13 protein-coding genes are annotated in these 16,570 nt (G+C 47.6%); 2 read left to right on the top strand and 11 right to left on the bottom strand.

Annotated features, from left to right (window positions below; genetic code table 11):
* Positions 1–17 precede the first annotated feature (17 nt).
* The 6 genes from BLT35_RS19190 to BLT35_RS19165 all read right to left on the bottom strand — a co-directional run bounded on the left by BLT35_RS19190 (position 18) and on the right by BLT35_RS19165 (position 6,879).
* The gene (locus BLT35_RS19190; protein ID WP_074729479.1) at positions 18–1,283 is read right to left on the bottom strand and encodes a TRAP transporter large permease; all 1,266 of its coding nucleotides are present in this window, start codon (positions 1,281–1,283) and stop codon (positions 18–20) included.
* Positions 1,280–1,810: a TRAP transporter small permease gene (locus BLT35_RS19185; RefSeq protein WP_074729478.1), complete on the bottom strand. Its 531-nt coding sequence runs from the start codon at positions 1,808–1,810 to the stop codon at positions 1,280–1,282. Before BLT35_RS19185 ends, BLT35_RS19190 begins: the two co-directional genes overlap by 4 nt.
* Positions 1,811–1,875: 65 nt before the next feature.
* Positions 1,876–2,913, bottom strand: coding sequence for a TRAP transporter substrate-binding protein (locus BLT35_RS19180; RefSeq protein ID WP_217634728.1), 1,038 nt, complete (start codon positions 2,911–2,913; stop codon positions 1,876–1,878).
* Between the two features lie 17 nt (positions 2,914–2,930).
* A complete protein-coding gene (locus BLT35_RS19175) occupies positions 2,931–4,094 on the bottom strand; it encodes an iron-containing alcohol dehydrogenase (RefSeq protein ID WP_074729476.1) in 1,164 nt (387 codons plus the stop codon).
* A 127-nt stretch (positions 4,095–4,221) separates the two neighbouring features.
* On the bottom strand, positions 4,222–4,926 hold the full coding sequence (locus tag BLT35_RS19170; protein WP_062409580.1) for a FadR/GntR family transcriptional regulator: 705 nt from the start codon (positions 4,924–4,926) through the stop codon (positions 4,222–4,224).
* Positions 4,927–5,142: 216 nt separating this feature from the next.
* Entirely contained in the window at positions 5,143–6,879 is a 1,737-nt protein-coding gene (locus tag BLT35_RS19165; RefSeq protein WP_054817414.1) for a methyl-accepting chemotaxis protein, read from the bottom strand.
* A gap of 402 nt (positions 6,880–7,281) precedes the next feature.
* On the opposite strand from BLT35_RS19165, the gene BLT35_RS19160 reads away from it, so the two are divergent.
* A complete protein-coding gene (locus tag BLT35_RS19160; protein ID WP_082660853.1) occupies positions 7,282–8,136 on the top strand; it encodes a polysaccharide deacetylase family protein in 855 nt (284 codons plus the stop codon).
* Between the two features lie 138 nt (positions 8,137–8,274).
* Entirely contained in the window at positions 8,275–9,171 is an 897-nt protein-coding gene (locus BLT35_RS19155; protein WP_062409581.1) for a LysR family transcriptional regulator, read from the top strand.
* Positions 9,172–9,182: 11 nt separating this feature from the next.
* Here BLT35_RS19155 and BLT35_RS19150 read toward each other — a convergent pair whose 3' ends face one another.
* The 5 genes from BLT35_RS19150 to BLT35_RS19130 form a co-directional block, all read right to left on the bottom strand.
* Positions 9,183–10,370, bottom strand: a complete 1,188-nt coding sequence (locus BLT35_RS19150) for an MFS transporter (RefSeq protein WP_074729475.1) — start codon at positions 10,368–10,370, stop codon at positions 9,183–9,185.
* A 199-nt stretch (positions 10,371–10,569) separates the two neighbouring features.
* Entirely contained in the window at positions 10,570–12,804 is a 2,235-nt protein-coding gene (locus BLT35_RS19145; protein WP_074729504.1) for an ATP-dependent helicase, read from the bottom strand.
* A gap of 264 nt (positions 12,805–13,068) precedes the next feature.
* Positions 13,069–14,190 carry a carbon-nitrogen hydrolase family protein gene (locus BLT35_RS19140; RefSeq protein WP_054817413.1) on the bottom strand — a complete coding sequence of 374 codons (1,122 nt, stop codon included), beginning with the start codon at positions 14,188–14,190 and terminating at the stop codon, positions 13,069–13,071.
* Between the two features lie 244 nt (positions 14,191–14,434).
* Positions 14,435–15,310, bottom strand: coding sequence for an HAD-IIA family hydrolase (locus BLT35_RS19135; protein WP_235594151.1), 876 nt, complete (start codon positions 15,308–15,310; stop codon positions 14,435–14,437).
* Between the two features lie 180 nt (positions 15,311–15,490).
* The gene (locus BLT35_RS19130; protein WP_054817412.1) at positions 15,491–16,084 is read right to left on the bottom strand and encodes a glycerol-3-phosphate responsive antiterminator; all 594 of its coding nucleotides are present in this window, start codon (positions 16,082–16,084) and stop codon (positions 15,491–15,493) included.
* Positions 16,085–16,570 lie beyond the last annotated feature (486 nt).

Below are 16,570 nucleotides of genomic sequence, written 5' to 3'. Positions count from 1 at the left end.
CATTCTTATTATATCATCTATCCCAACAGAAACATCGAAATTTTTGGAATAAAAGTAATTAAAATCAAATCGATCAATACGACAACCAATAAAGGTACGACCCTTCTGACGATCGTATTGAAACTGATATCACCCAGCGTTTTGGCCACAAATAAATTGACTCCAAGCGGCGGGGTTAACAATCCAATGGCCATGTTTACAATCATAGTAACCCCAAAATGGACAAGATTAATGTCAAACTGGGCCAGTAACGGCAGCAGGATAGGAACGACAATAATGATAGCTGCATTCAATTCCAGGAAAGTCCCGAGAATTAACAAAATAATGTTAATAATAATCAGTAACATGATTCCGTCTGTAGCATAAGGTCCCACAATCTCCGCCACTTTGTTAGGCACTTGCTCAGCTGTCAGAATCCAGCTCATAATATTTGCCGCCGCCATAATCAGCAAAATCATCGCAGATATGTAGCCAGTTTCTACAAAAAGCCCTTTTAAATCGGATAATTTTAATTCCTTATAAAAGAAAAAAGAAACGATCAAACCATAGACGCAAGCAATTGCTCCCGATTCCGTCGGAGTAAAAATTCCGCCGTAAATGCCGCCCAAAATAATCACCGGCATGAGAACGCCCAATATAGAAACCCTTAATTGATTGAAAAATTTTGAAAAACTGGTTTTTTCTCCTCCGCGGTATCCATGCTTCTTGGAATAGAAGTAACTGTAAATCATCAATGATATCCCGATCAATATTCCCGGGATGACGCCTGCGATAAACAGGTCGCCAATACTGACGTTTGCCGTAATTCCATAAGTAATGAAAGGGATGCTCGGAGGAATGATCACACCTATGGTCCCAGCCGTAGCCATCAGCGCAATGGAGAAGCCCTTTTCATACCCTGCTTTCACCATGGCCGGAACCATGATGCTTCCGATTGCAATCACCGTTGCCGGCGCAGACCCGGATATGGCGGCGAAAAACATACTGGCAAGAATCGCGATAATCGCCAGACCGCCTGTTGTGGAACCTACAATGCTTGCCGCAAGTCCGATCAAACGTTGGGATATTCCTCCCTTTTCCATGATCTTCCCGGCGAGAACAAAGAACGGGATGGCCATAATCGTAAACGAATCCAGACCCGTAAATATTCTTTGAACCGCAACAAAGGAAGGTACATCCGACGCAAATAGAATAGCGATAATCGATGCAAATGCGATCCCGATCGCCAGCGGAACATTTAATGCCAACAGCGTCAGCATCGAGACAAATAATGTAGCGCTCACCCTGCCAAAACCTCCTTATCAGTTTCGACTTTTTCAACCGTGTGACGGTTGGTTGTGCATTCATAAACCGTTAAGCAAAAATAACGGATGGCCATGAAGAAAATACCTACCGGAACAGAAGCATACGCAAAGTAAATCGGGATTCGCATGGCCGGAGATAGCTGATTGGTTTCCATTAATCTCAGCACGAACGGGATTCCGATAACCAACACGGTTACGCAAAAACTAAAAGAAATCAGATAGCTCAAAATGACGATGCCCCGCTGCAGTCGCGCAGGCAGAAAGTTCGTAACCGCATCGATGCTGATATGAACGGAATGCTTTACGCCCAAACTCGCGCCAATCAAGGCAGACCATATTAATAAATACCGGGAAAGCTCTTCTGCCCACGGCAATGATTCTTTTAAAATAAAGCGATTCATAATCCCAATAAACACGACGACAAGCATGGCGAGCATCAGAACAAAAATCAGATTCTCTTCAACTTTGGTCAGAATATTATCTAACCTTTTAACCAGATTCCGCATAATACTGCCCCCCAATCTGTTTCAACCATTCCAGGAAGAGCGCTCCCCGGACTGGCTTATTCCATTTACTTCGCTTCTTCGGCAGCCTGTAAGACTTTATCTATCAATCCGCTGCTCAGTTCATTACGATATTTGTCATAGACGGATTTCGTCGCATTCCGGAAGGCTTCCTTTTGCTCATCCGTCAATTCAATAATGTTCATCCCTTTTTGCTTAAGGTTTTCCACTCCGGCATCCACTTGCTTTTTGTTCAAATCACGCTGCACCGTACTCCAGTTCTTGGCTGCATCCGCCAACACCTTTTGCAGATCCTGCGGAAGCGTTTGATAGAAAGCGTCATTGATCATAAGCACATAAGGGCTGTATACGTGACCGTCTAATGTAGCGTATTTATTCACTTCGTAAAAGCGCATGCTTTCAATCAATGAGATGGGGTTCTCCTGGCCGTCGATCACTCCCTGCTGCAGCGCCGAGTACACTTCTCCAAATGCCATCGGTGTCGGGCTGGCGGCCAAAGCCTTCACCATATCCATATGAAGAGGATTTTCCTGCGTTCTGATCTTCAAGCCTTTCAAATCCTCCGGTTTTTGTATGGGTCTGATATTATTGGTAAAATGTCTGAACCCATTCTCGCCCCATGCCAGTCCGCGAATCCCCGTCTGCGCCGCCATATTTTGCAAAAGCTCCTGGCCTACCGGACCATCCAATACGGCATAAGCCTGTTCTTCATTGTTAAACAAAAACGGCAAATCAAACACCATCGAGTCCTTGAATACACCGGGAAGCGGTCCCGTACTTACAGCAGCCATATGCAGCGAGCCTAATTGGACGCCCTCGATTTGTTCTCTTTCTCCGCCAAGCTGACTCGCTGGAAAGGTGTTGATTTTGATGGCGCCGTTGCTTTTGGCTTCCACTTCTTTTTTGAATTCCTGCAAAGAGGTTTCAAGCCGGTCATTCGTGGCGGGAGCGGCGTGCGCAACCTTAATTTCATACGTTTTGCCCGAGCCGGCTCCTGTATCCCCTGAAGAACCTGCAGATGAACATGCGGACAATGCAGCGCTTGCGGAAAGTACGAATACCATGGATAAGATCGATTTTTTCAATATCATGACCCCCTTTTTTATATAACGCCCTGATAAGCGTTTTCAATAATTTGCTTAATATCGTTATCACTGGTCAGCCTCGGATTCGCCAACACATTACCGCTTCTCATAGAGTCCTTGATCATTTGCGGGAGGTAATCCAATGATACTCCCAAATCCTTGATATTGTTCGGAATGTTAAAGGCCTTGTTCATCTTTACGACCGCTTCAATCGCTTTCCCTCCTGCTTCCATCGCAGATAAACCACTCACATCTTCCCCTAAGGCTACGGCAATATCCTTGAATTTCTCGGGACATGCAGGCAGGTTAAATGCGAGAACATACGGCAACAAAGTGGCATTCGCGATACCGTGAGGAATATTGAAAACGCCTCCAAACGTATGTGAAATCGCGTGTACATTGCCGAGTCGCGAGTGCGCAAAAGCAATTCCGGCAATAAAAGAAGCCACCAGCATATTTTTCCTGCTTTCCATGTCCGTCCCTACGAAGTAAGCTTTGTGCAGGTTATCCCCGATCATTTTTACGGCGTGAATCGCAAAAGACTGACTTACAGGACTCGCCAGTTTGGAGATATAAGATTCAATCGCGTGAGTAAGCGCATCCATTCCCGTTGCGGCAGTAATGGAAGGCGGCAGCTTTAAGGTAAGCTCAGGGTCTAATATCGCCAGCTTCGGATATAAATACGGACTTAGAATGGCCGTTTTAAATAAGGTCTGCGTGTTCGTAACCACCGTCGATGGCGTGGCCTCGCTCCCCGTTCCGGCTGTAGTAGGAATGGCAACCAACGGAAGAGAAGGATTGGGTATTTTGTTCACCCCCTCATAATCGAGAATGCTTCCACTGTTATTGGCCATTACAGCTATAGCCTTCGCCGTATCGATGCTGCTTCCTCCGCCAACGGCTAATATAAGGTCATAATTGCTCTTTTGTAAAAACGCAGTGGCTTTATCAACCACCTTGCTCGTTGGATTCGGTTCCACTTCATCAAAAATATCATATGGGATGCTGTACTGCTTCAAAGACGCTTCGACCGGCTCCAGAATGTTCGCCTTTCTCACGCCCGGATCAGTAACAATCAAAACTTTATCTTTGGTATACGGTTTCAGAAACTCTCCTGTTTTCCTCGCAAGTCCCTGCCCACACTCCATATGCGTGGGCATAAAATATTGGTAGCTGTCCAAGTTGCGCCTGCCCCTTTCTATCTCCTTTGTGCGGTCATGCGGCGAACATGCGTCAACCCAAGCATGACCGTCTTCCATATATATAAAACGGTGTCCTTTTCCAGATCGCTTGGAAAGAACCCGTAGATCAGATTTCTTCCATCGCGTTCAATTGATGCGAGATATTGCCGATATGGTCCGCCATCGCTTTCCGGGCCATTTCAGGATCGGAAGCAAGAATCGCTTCGTAGACCAGTCTGTGCTCAATAAACACCTCTTCCGTTTTTCCCGGAATTTTAAGCGCATCGATCCTGGCCTGATACACCCCTCGAATAAACATATCCGAGATTAATTTAAACGTGTTGATCATCAGGGAGTTATGGCTGGCTTCAATAATGGCCGTATGAAAGGCAAAATCTTCTTCAACGGCAAGCTCGCCCCGCTTGATGGAGCTTTCCATTTGGTCAAGCGCGCTTTTGATTCGCTTCAGTTCCTCTTCGGTTCTTCGCTGGGCGGCAAAAAAGGCGGCATAGCTTTCGACACCAATACGCAATTCCAGCAATTCAAAAATATCGTGATCTCCATCGTTCAGAATGGAATCGAACAACGAAAACAAATCATCATTATGATTCAAAAAGATACCGCTTCCAGGCTTTACCGTAATAATTCCTTTCGAAGCCAGTACGCTGATCGCTTCACGAATAGGGCCTCTGGAGACGGAAAACATCGCCGCCAATTCTCTTTCTGCCGGAAGCTTGTCTCCAGGCTTCAACTTTCCCGATTCGATGGACTCTTTAATTCTGCCTATGATAATCTCATGTACTTTTTGTTTTTTTATCGGAGCATAATTCATGTTTATCACACCTTTAACTTTGATCGGGTCGTATAGTGGATAAGTGGTAGTACCACCTTACCCAAAAGTATTCTATCATTGCATTCGGGGAATTTCAACAATAATTTATTCATGTATCGATACTTTTTGCGGTCATGCGATGCATGCAGAAGCCGCTCTTTCAACAAAACAGCAAACGCCGGCTTCCTAAGACCCCGGCGTTCCCTTGCTATGCTGCTATTTCAAAACAAAACGGTTAATCGCCTTGTTCATTTCCTGCGTCGTCTCGTACAGCTGCTTAATAGAGCTGATCACCTGATCCATAGAATGGATCTGCTCGGCGGAAATGGCGGCAAACTCCTGACTCGATTGAGCGGTTTGAGAAGAGAATTGTTCGATCCCTTGAATGGATACATTGATCTGCTGACTCCCCGCTGCCAGTTCTTCAACGGAAGCCGATACATCCTGAATGTTATTGTTGATGTTAAGAATCCAGTTTTGAATTTCGGTAAAGGCGGCACCCGCTTCACCAACACTGGCTTGACCTTCGTCGATCTCACGAAGGGAGAGCTCGATCGACCGCATGGCATTCTCGCTGCTTTCCTGAATTCTGGAAATCATCGTCTGCACATGATTCGCCGCCTGGCTGCTGTTGTCCGCGAGCTTTCTGACTTCATGCGCGACCACGGCAAATCCCCGTCCCGCTTCGCCGGCACGCGCCGCTTCAATAGAGGCATTCAAGGATAACAGGTTGGTCTCCTCGGCAATATTTCTGATCGTGTGCATGACCTGCCCAATCTCTTTGGACAGCTCCATTAATTCAGTCATGGTTTCAAATGAATGATGGACCTCTTTTTGCACATGGCTAATCTTTTCAACCGCTTTTTGAACGACAACGACTCCACTGGTAGACGACTGTTCCATTTCAATGGAATGAATTCCGATTTGATCGATACTGACAGCTACCTGCTGGAGACCATGGGCCATCTCTTTGATAATAACGGCATCGTTGGTGACTTGCTCGGATTGAACCCTCGACTTTTCGGCGCTTTCCTGCAAACCTTCATAGAACATGGTGGACGCTTTGCCGGTATTGTCGGCATGATCCCGAATTTCATTAAACAAGCCGGATAGTATGGCGGAGGAATGCTTCACGTTCTCAACGATCTCGATCAGATTCACTCTCATTTTTTCAAATGATCCCGCCAGTTCTCCGAATTCATCCTTCCGCTTGATGCTGATCGTCTGAGACAGATCTCCCCGGCCAATTCTCTCCGAAAGACTTAACAACTGGTTCAACGGCCTGCGGATCGAGTTCGTCATCAGATAACCCAGCAGTGCCGACAGGATAAAAGATACCACCATAAAAATCGCCGAGAACTGAATGACTCCCTGGTACACTTTATTGGATTCCACATAGGCCGTGTGAGCATTTTCTTTGTTCATTTCAATGAAATTTTGGAAGCTTCTGTCTACCCCGCTCATTCGGTTTAATACTTGTCTCTGATAATGGGTTATCGCAAATTCCATCTGGTTATTGTTGATGTAACCATATACCTTGTCCACTTCAGGCAGATACTGCTTCCATAAGTTTTGAAACAAGTTCAATTCCTTGAGTTCCGCATCGGTGAGTCGGACAGTGGAGAGCCGTTGCAACGCCTCTTCGATCTGTTTGGAGCTTTCTTCAATCTTCGCTTTTTCCGCTTTACGGCTTTCCGGATCGGTGTTTAACATATAACTGCCGACACTGCTGTTGATTCTATGCAAATTTGAGGACACCGTCCCCAGTTCGGTAATGGCCACCAAACGGTTGGCATAGATATCTTCCAGATTATTATTGATCCTGTTGGCGTTAGTGATTCCGAATAACCCTATGGCTACCAAAATAAGCAGCACGATAGAGAAACTCAAAACAAACTTCATTGAAATTTTTAAATTATTAAACCAATTAAACGAATTTTTAAACCATTTCATGCGTTCTCCTCCATTATGTATAGTAACAAACCGCTCGATGCCGATGTCTTCCCCACCAAAGTAAGGATTGTTATTTTTTTATTTACACGGCTATATTTATATATCGACATGGCACTCCCTAACTTTTAGATTTTTTCAGGATTTTTTATGAAATTTCGACAAAAACAAGGACTTTTGACTCATACGGGCAATGTATGCGGTTACAAATGGATTTTTTCGGTATGGGCAAATCAGACCGTCCAAAAGCCGGACAGATCTGTTATCGAAGGAACCTGCATAAGCTTTAGTACATAGGCTGTAACATATCGGCGCACAAGCCGCTGCAATATTGGATGCAGGTTTCGCCCCCCCGACATCGAAGCTTTCCGCAGGAACAGGAAAGCATTCAGGAGAGATATAACGATGCGCAAGCCTTTCCCTTTGGTTACCTGGGTGAATCGGCAAGGCTCTGTTGTTTACGGTCCTTCCCGCTGCGCAACGCCATACACCGCATATGATTGGCGGAACCGCCATCCCGCCGTGCCGATTCAGCATGGCGGATTACGGGAGCCTGCGCCGGTGGAACCTCACATCGGGGGGCCCGAGAGACCGGAAGAACATGCCCCCCATATTGAACATCTCGATTGGTCGTCCAAATATCCGACCGAGGTCATCCTTCACGGTCCGCTGCGCAAAGAAGCGGCCTTGACGTTCGACGATGGTCCGGACGGCCTATGGACACCGATGGTTCTCGATGCGCTCGCCCGCTTTCATGTGAAGGCCACTTTTTTCGTCGTCGGCCGCCGATGCGAATCCAATCCCGATGTGCTGCGGCGTATCGCCAGAGAGGGACACGCAATCGGCAACCACAGCTGGAACCATCCCAATCTTGCGAAGCTGACAGCCGCCGAAGACGTCCGTTCCCAAATCCAACGAACAGACGAAGTGATCCGCAGACTGACGGGAATCACTCCTGTTCTCTTCCGGCCGCCTTACGGAGCGCTTAGCGATACGGTCGTAGAAGAAGCGGTCAAAGCGAAGAAAAAAGTCATTTTGTGGAATGTGGACAGCCTCGATTGGATGCAGTTGAGCGGCAGGCAGGTCGCAGCCAACATCCTCGCCCATACCCGTCCAGGATCGATTGTTCTTCAGCACAGCGCCGGTGGTGTCGGCGAAAGCCTGCAGGGATCGGTAGACGCGCTTCCCGTCGTCATCCAAACGCTGCGCGGCAGAAGCTATAAGCTGCTTACCGTTCCCCAGCTTTTGAATCTGAAGTGACGGGCTCCCGGCTCAACGCTTTGTTCATCCCAAACCAAAAGCATTGCCGCAGACGGGAGTTCCAGTATCCCATTTTCATTTATGGCCTGTTCAGGGTAAACTGAAGTTAACACTTCTATGTACACGGGGGACAACGTCATGGACGAACGCGACTGGACTATCCTGCACGTGCTCTACGAACAGAAAAACATTACAAAAACCGCCCAAATTTTATATATTACACAGCCTGCGCTAACCAAACGGCTGATGCATATCGAAGAGGAATTCGGGGTCAAAATCGTCAATCGGGGAATCCGGGGCGTCCATTTTACCCCGCAGGGAGAGTATTTGGCCAAACGGGCCGGGCAGCTGATCTCCACGTTCCGCGAAATCAAGGAAGCCGTGCTGAACATGAATCAGGACATTGCAGGAACGCTCCGCATCGGCGTCTCCCATTATTTTGGAAAATATGAGCTTCCCGCTTTATTAAAATGGTTTCGGGATCAGTATCCGCGTGTGGATTTTCAATTAGACACCGCATTCAGCAAAGATATTTTTCAGATGGCCTATCACCGTGATATTCACATCGGTTTCGTACGCGGAGATTACAGCTGGCCGGGTGAGAAGCATCTTTTATTTGAGGAGAAGATATGGATCGTCTCCAAAGAAAAGATCGATCTGAACGATCTTCCCCAAGCGCCTAGAATCGACTATTATACCGATACCTTATTTAAATCCCTCATCGATCGTTGGTGGGCGGATCGTTATACCAGGGCGCCGCTTACCGCTATCAAGGTAGACCGGGCGGACACCTGCAAGGAAATGGTGAAAAACGGCCTCGGCTATGCCTTCCTGCCGTCGAGGTTTTTAAGGGATGTACAGGATATTTATAAAATCGAGCTGACGGATAAGGACAATATTCCTCTCAAGCGGGAAACATGGATGTTTTACTATGAGGAATCGCTGCAAAACAATGTCGTCAAAGCGTTTGTCGACTTTATTAAAACCACCGATCTGCAGGATATGAGCGAATCCGTTGATTTTGTCCATCCCTGATTCATCCCTGGTTACATCCCTACCCCTTCCTGATCCTGGTGGCCGGCTTTCGTTTTAGTCAGCAAAGCGCCTCCTATAAGAAATGCCCCGCTCACGTAAAATACGGAGACCAACCCGATCCAACTGCCCACCACCCCGAAGAAAAGGGGAGCAATGAGCTGCGACAGGCGGTTTGTTGCAAGCCGCAGTCCCAGCACTTCCCCCGTTTTATTTTTGGGGGACGCGCTATACGTTGTTGACATGGACAGCGGCTGTCCGCACCCTAGACCGATTCCCATGAATACACTTAACAGGAGCAGCAGGGATATATGTCCCGCATAGGGGATAAGAACAAAGGCAAAGCCGGCGATTTGTATGGAAAGAAGCAGGATACGCTCCCGGCCAAAGGCCGCAGTCAGTCTGGATAAAAATAACCGGACGGGTACCATGGACAGACCTTGAATCGCTATAATCCACCCGATACTTGAATCCGACATGCCTATCCTTTCGCCATACAGCGGGAAGTAAGCGACAAATATATCTCTGGAATACAGGACCAATGCGCTCGTCGCCAACGCATTCCGAAGGACAGGAAGCTTCAACAGACTGAGCAAAGTCGTCGAATCCGGTGCCGGGTCCGTCTCCTCTTTCTTTCTCAACATCACAGGAATGTAAAATGAAATAAGGATGGGAACCATGCCGATCAGCATGGCCGTCTGGAATACCGTCCGGTATGAATAATGCTCCGCCGTATAACCGCCCACCAGAGGTCCGACAAAATGGGCTATGGCGACCACCATGCTTAACATACTGAAATAGTGGTCCCGTTGTTCTTTGGACGCCGCCGCGTTTCCCAGCACATTTTGCAAACAAATCGCAATAAAAACATGCGATAACCCCACCAGGACCTGGGATACAAACAACGCCCACATGGCCGGAAAAACAAAAGGCAGCGCCATCCCCAGCGAACAGCCGATCCCCCCAGCCACGACCGGCAGCCGGTCACCGAACCGATCGGCTATTTTACCTGCGCGAATAGCAAACAGCAGGGGTAAGAAGGCAAAGGAAGCGGTAAGGAAGCCGATTTCAAGGGTGCTTGCACCGAGATTGGAAGCGAATAGAGTGATCACGGGTCTGGACATATTCAACATCAGCTGAGATCCCAGCATGATCAGCAGTACAATCTTAAGCACCGTGGCATTTCCGGACAATTTGTTCATCTGCACCTCCTCCACCGCAGCAGCAGATCATGCATCGCTGCGGCACAACTTCATCCCATTTGTTCATCCGGCTTGGTTCCAGCGTATCACAAATGAGCAGAAGCATATCATTCATATTCCTCATTGTTTATCATAACCAAATAGAATAGCCAAACTTAAAAAAGCAGGGGAAGAACCCCCGGCTTGCACCGTTGTCGTTTCATACCGGATAACCGTTTTCACCGCTTGTTGCTTCAACCCGCACCGCCGGTTCCAACAATCCCGCTTCGATGCATGTAAGAATGGACAAGGCCTTGACGCCGGCTTGAAAGCGGATGTGGATTCGTTCCCCGTTGATTTTAATAATTTCTCCCCGGCCAAAAACACGATGTTCTACGATGCTACCCAATTTCAATTCATTTTTATTTCGGATTGCCTTCGGGTTATGAGGCTTTGACGGTTCTTCTTTAGGCACTTGTGTTTGCATCGGCTTTGGAGGAGCTATAATGCTGCGGACATCCGAAACAAACAGGGACTCTTTTACCTTTTCGCCATCCCGTTTTTGGTACGTGATGAGCTCCAGTTCCATTTTCGCCCGGGTCATCCCCACATAGAATAAACGAACCGCTTCCTCCATGAACTCCTGCTTCCCTGCACCGTTTTTCTCCAAATCATCATTAGAAGGGATAATGCCGTCAATCAAATCGATCATATAAACCCGCTTAAACTCCAGACCTTTTGCGCTGTGAAGCGTGGAGAAGGTTACCGCATTGCGGTTCTTATTGAACCTTGAGCTTTTCATCACCGATTCCAAATACTTTAACCGCTTCGCAAAATCCTCCATCGTTTCAAGACCGTCGGCAATTTCTTCCAGGGTGTTCAGAATCCCGAACACGTATTCCTTTCTGAATCCCAGACGCTCGCTCATCTTTTCAACGGCTTTCTCGTACCCCAATTTTCTCCGAATTGCACGTATGGCGTCCAACGGCGGAATTCCTTTCATTTGTTGGAGGGTCTCTTTGCACTCCTGCAGCGGTTTACGCTGATAATCTTTGAGTTCGACGTAATTCAGCAAATTATCAAAGACCGATTCGTTATTGGTTATTTCCTTCAGTGCGGCCATTTGCCGTCTGGTAATATACCCGTTGATCTTGGTGTGAATCTCTTCCAAAATATCCGCACGCTTGTCCGTAAAGGTCATCCGCATAAAGTTTAAGATGTCCTTCACTACCCAATGGGAAAAAAATCGAATATCGCCATCCTTCATGTAAAAAGGAATCCCCGCCCGGTCAAATTCGTTCATTAATGGAATGGAAGAAGCATTGTTCCGGTACAGCACTGCCACATCACGCAGGCTTTCCACCTTTTGGATCTCCTGAACCAAGTATTTGGCCTGATCTTGATAATCGGCCAAGCTCCTGATTTTAATCGGCTGATGAGACGGGTTATGGGTAAACATGTTTTTGTCATACCGGCTTTTGTTTCGTTTAATGAACTGGTTGGCCGCACTTACAATGTCTTTGGACGACCTGTAGTTCTGCTCCATAAACAAAATAACGGCTTTCGGATACACTTGCTTGAAGTTAAGCAAATAGGAAGGCTCCGCACCTCTCCAGCCGTAGATGGATTGATCGTCGTCGGCTACGACGCAAAGATTGCCATGCCGGCGGACCAGTTTTTCTATGATGGCGTGCTGCACCAGCGAGGTGTCCTGGCTTTCATCCGTAAGCACATAATCGTATCGCTGCTGGTATTTGCACAGCAGTACCTTATCCCGCTCCAGAATCTCATTTCCCAGAGTCAGCATATCATCGTAATCGATCAGCAGCTTATCCGAGCCCGACCGTTTAAACGCCTCATATTCCCGCAGAATCCGTTCAGCTTCCTTGACATCGCACTCCACGAGCGGCCATTCTTCCCTGGGGATCATTTTGTTTTTAATATAGCTGATATACGTAGTCAGCTCGTCCATTTGATCATCCGTGATGATTTCGCCAACGATCGTATTAAATAAATGTCTTAAAATATGCTTCTTATGCAGCGGCGGGTGCTCCGAATCAAAATCGACCCGCTCCTCCAACTCGATGTCCCCTTCAATCATTTGATAGGCTGTTCCCGTTTGACGAAAATGCTCCCGGACGATCTCAAAGGCCAGACTGTGTATGGTAGAGAAATCGACAGGTGGAAGATCTGGGAAAAAGCGTGTGAACCGCTCCTTCATATCGGACGCCGATGCGCGGCTGAAGGTCACCGCCTTGATCCGCGACGGAGCCACTCCCTTCACTTCAATGAGATAGCCGATTCGCATAATCATCGTAGTCGTCTTCCCCGAACCCGGAGCCGCCAAAAGAAGCAAGGGCCCCTCCGTCTGCAGAACCGCCTGCTTCTGGACATGATTTAAGGCCACGCCGTGGTCTTTGTGCTTTCGATTGAAAAAATCTGAACTGGCTTCCATACCGAATTCCCTTTCCAAATCACTTCTATGCTATTATAGCACCTCCGTCAAATATTGGCTTTCTCTTGCAGTAGTACGGACTGCCCGTTCCCTAAGACATATTACAGCTTCTCGGTATGAAGCATACCTCTTACGGCTGTGACGTGCTAGCTCTGGTCGGTACTCCCAAAGATCCTCATTGGCAAGCAGAGTTGTTCCATATAATAAAAATGAAGCCCGTTTATAGAGCTTCATTCAACCGCTATTCCTTACTGAATTGTTTTTCTATTTCTTTTTCTGCAAAGCTTCTTGCTTCAACTCCGCTAATTTTCGTGTCCATTCTTCCGAATCGCCGAATTTACCCTCTAATTGTTGCATCATTTTCAAAAGCTGGTCCGAAGACTGTTGGGAGGCTCCGAAACCTATCGCCGATCCCGCTTTGTTGGAAATGCTGTTCATGTTCCGCGTCACTTTATAAGGCTCGCGGTTTAATAACAAGCTTGCCACATCCGGACGGGAATAGTGTCCGGTTGCATCATGCCAATGAGCCATGTCGGCGATCATGTTCAAATCGACCTCAGCGTATAGAATTCCTTCTTCTCCTTTCAAAGGACCTGCCAGAATCGCCCCGCCGGGTGCGATGATGGCCGTCCAACCGCCGCCAGGTTTGATCCACTGCCCCTGATAATCGGTCTGCGACAATTTCTCAACGTTTTCTTTGTCGACCGTACTTTGGGAATTTAGGACAAAGCATTCTCCCACATGCGCATGATAGCGGGCGGAAAGTTCCGTGGACATGTCGAACAGGGTTTCCCATCCCGTAATGCTCGAGAATCCGACCCAAACGGCGCAATGAAGCTGAGCACGCTGGGCAATAAGAGAATGGCGCACCAAATCCATGGTATGTTCCCAACATACGAGTCCGCTCATCCGGCCCAGATCCGTATCATATACATTCAGGTAGCTTCCGTCTCCCATGCCCCAGTGTACGCGCTCCACATGGGTCGGCATCAATTTTCTGTGCTTGCCGAATATTTTCCCCCGGTTATCGATAAACAAAATCGTGTTGTAGCATGTATTCCCGTCGCGTTCGGATATGCCGATTACCACGTGGATATTATTTTTGTTAGCGCTTTCACATAAGGCATCAACGGTTTTGCTTGGAATTTCAACCGAGTTCAAAAACCATTCTTTAAACAGCCCATGGTACCACATGGGGGTTCCGAGCCAGATGTGATACGGGTACCCGGGGATGTACGATTCAGGCAACACGACCAGCTGTGCCCCTTGCTTGGCGGCTTCTTCTATAAGCGATATGGCTTTGTCCAAACACTTGTCCCGATCATACAAAATCGAAGATGCTTGCACCGCAGCTACCGTGAACTTCTCACCCGAATAGTTTTTCATACGACCCCTCCCAAAAAAATAATTATTTTGACAATTTAAATTATATCAAAGGAATAATTTTCCAGTCAATCTTTTTATTACGTTTTTAAAATGAAAATCAAATTTACATAATATTAAAATAATGCCATAAAAAAATGGCCGCTGACGTAGGCATGGCCATATTCGCGCAGCCGTTCAATTCTCCCTGCTATTGTCTTCTATCTCTTATCCTTGCCGTTAGCATCATACCGCGCTCCGTATCATCCTACCAGTCGGCCAGTATATCCCTAAGGGAAGCAAGGACATAATCCGGCTCGATCCCCGTTAACACGATGTCTTTGCGTGAATCCGCTCCTGTCAGGACGAGCGCAGAATACATGCCGTGATCATTGCCGAAGCGGATGTCGGTTTCAATCCGGTCGCCGACCATCAGGCACTCCTCCGGAGCGATATCCAGCTTCTGGAATACCTTTTCCGCATAATAAGCCGAAGGCTTGCCGATCACGGTAAACGTCTGCCGCAGGCTTGCCGTCTCCAACGCCCTTACCAACGACCACGTATCGGGTATCGCCCCGTCGTCCAGCGGACAGAACGGGTCCGGGTTGGCCGCGATGAGCAGCGCCCCGTTGCGAAGAGCCTTCATGCCTTGGGTGAGCCGGTCATACGTAAACTGCCTGTCCATTCCAACCAGTACATGCGTTGCACCGGACGCATCCTCGGTCGTTTCTACGTCAAAGCGCTCCAACTCCCGCTTCATGGCCTGTTCACCGATCATCAGCACCCTAGCGCCCGGTTCATATTCCTGAAAATACATGCCTGCAGCACATGATGCTGTCATAATTTCAGACTCGCTGCAAGCGACCCCAAGCTGCTCCAGACGCATCCGCACCTCTTCTACCGTACGTATGGTCGTATTCGTCACGAACAGCAGCGATTTGTTTTGTTCGCGGAGACGATTCAACGTGGACAGCACACCCGGGAGTAAGGTATCACCGGAATACACGGTGCCGTCCAGATCAAACAAATAGCCATGAAATTCATTTAAACTTTTGGGGCGTTTGGCATACTGCCCTTTGGTCTTCGCCTCTTCCCTTCGCCTAAAATCGTGCTTGCTTTTGCGATATGCCCAATATCCTGTCACCTTCGTGCCTCTTTTCCACAAAAAATAACCCTTGTCCGAAAATGAAAAAAGCGTCATCGAACCATCGGATAGATGCTCCGGCTTTTTTGGCATTTTACTGAACAAGGGTTTTCTCCTCTTCTCAACCCATATTCACCAGTAAATCTGTTCTACTTATAGGTAGATCATAAGATCGTTTTGTTAAGGGGCGATAAACGACATGTTGTTGTTTTGTAAATTTCTCCATGAAGGCCGCTGCCGCCACATGGACGGATCGCCGCTGGAAATAAAATCCGCGCCGCTTTCCAGCGCTTCGATTATTTCCTCCTCATAACGGATCAGGCCGCCCACAATCAACGGCTGCTTAATCGTGTTCTTCAGCTCGCGAATGACCCTTGGCATCAAACCGGGCATCAGTTCGACCTCATCGGGCTGTGTGCTGGCGATCATTCGAATGGCCGTATGGACGGCCGCCGTATCAATGGCAAAGATGCGCTGAATGCTCTGGATTCCCGCTTGCCTGGCCGCAGCTACCGCATTAGACTTTGTCGTTACGATCCCGTCCACCTTAAATTGCTTCGCCAAGTAGTCCACGGTGTGCGAATCCCTGCCCAAGCCCGAGACCATCTCCAAATGGACGTAAACCTGTTTGCCGCTGTCATGGATTTGCTGAATGATCGTTTCCAGATTACCGATATGTCCTGCCATCAGATTCACCCGTTTGACGCCGCTGTCCAGCACGCTTTGTATTTGCTCCTCCTTAGTGACCGAAGCGATGATCGGATAATTTTTCATGAATTCCACCTCCACATGCCTTGTTACCACTATACCCTTCAAATGTTTGCGGAGTGTTAAATCCCCCGTTTCAAACCGGATTTTATGAAAAGTGATGAAAAACTCTGAAATTCGTTAAAATCCTGAGACCGGGTGGCATGATACCCGCTTTCATTGATTTTCATTGGAAATGATTGCCGTTTTCATAGAGGAATATCGGCTTTGTCAAAACCTGACGGAGATACGATAATAAAGCTATAGATCGGGAGGAGGTTGTTCAAATGTTAAAAAAATTGGTGGCTGCTTTGAACAAGTTTATCGATGCTCTGGAAGTCAAGGAAGACAAAACCAATTCGGTTTACAATCAGTATCGCAGCCGGATGTACGAATAAAAAAAGGGTGATTGGATGAAGTCAGTGTCAAGCTAGCGTGGGCAGTCATTTAAGATGCCTGGAACGCGAACCCCGAAGGAACCTCTTCCTTGTAAGCGCTTTGCTTCGTTCTTTC

The sequence above is a fragment of the Paenibacillus naphthalenovorans genome (assembly GCF_900099895.1).
GTDB classification, from domain to species: domain Bacteria; phylum Bacillota; class Bacilli; order Paenibacillales; family NBRC-103111; genus Paenibacillus_G; species Paenibacillus_G naphthalenovorans.
Note: the sequence above shows the minus strand (reverse complement) of the source record. Positions and strands in the feature narration are given on the sequence as shown.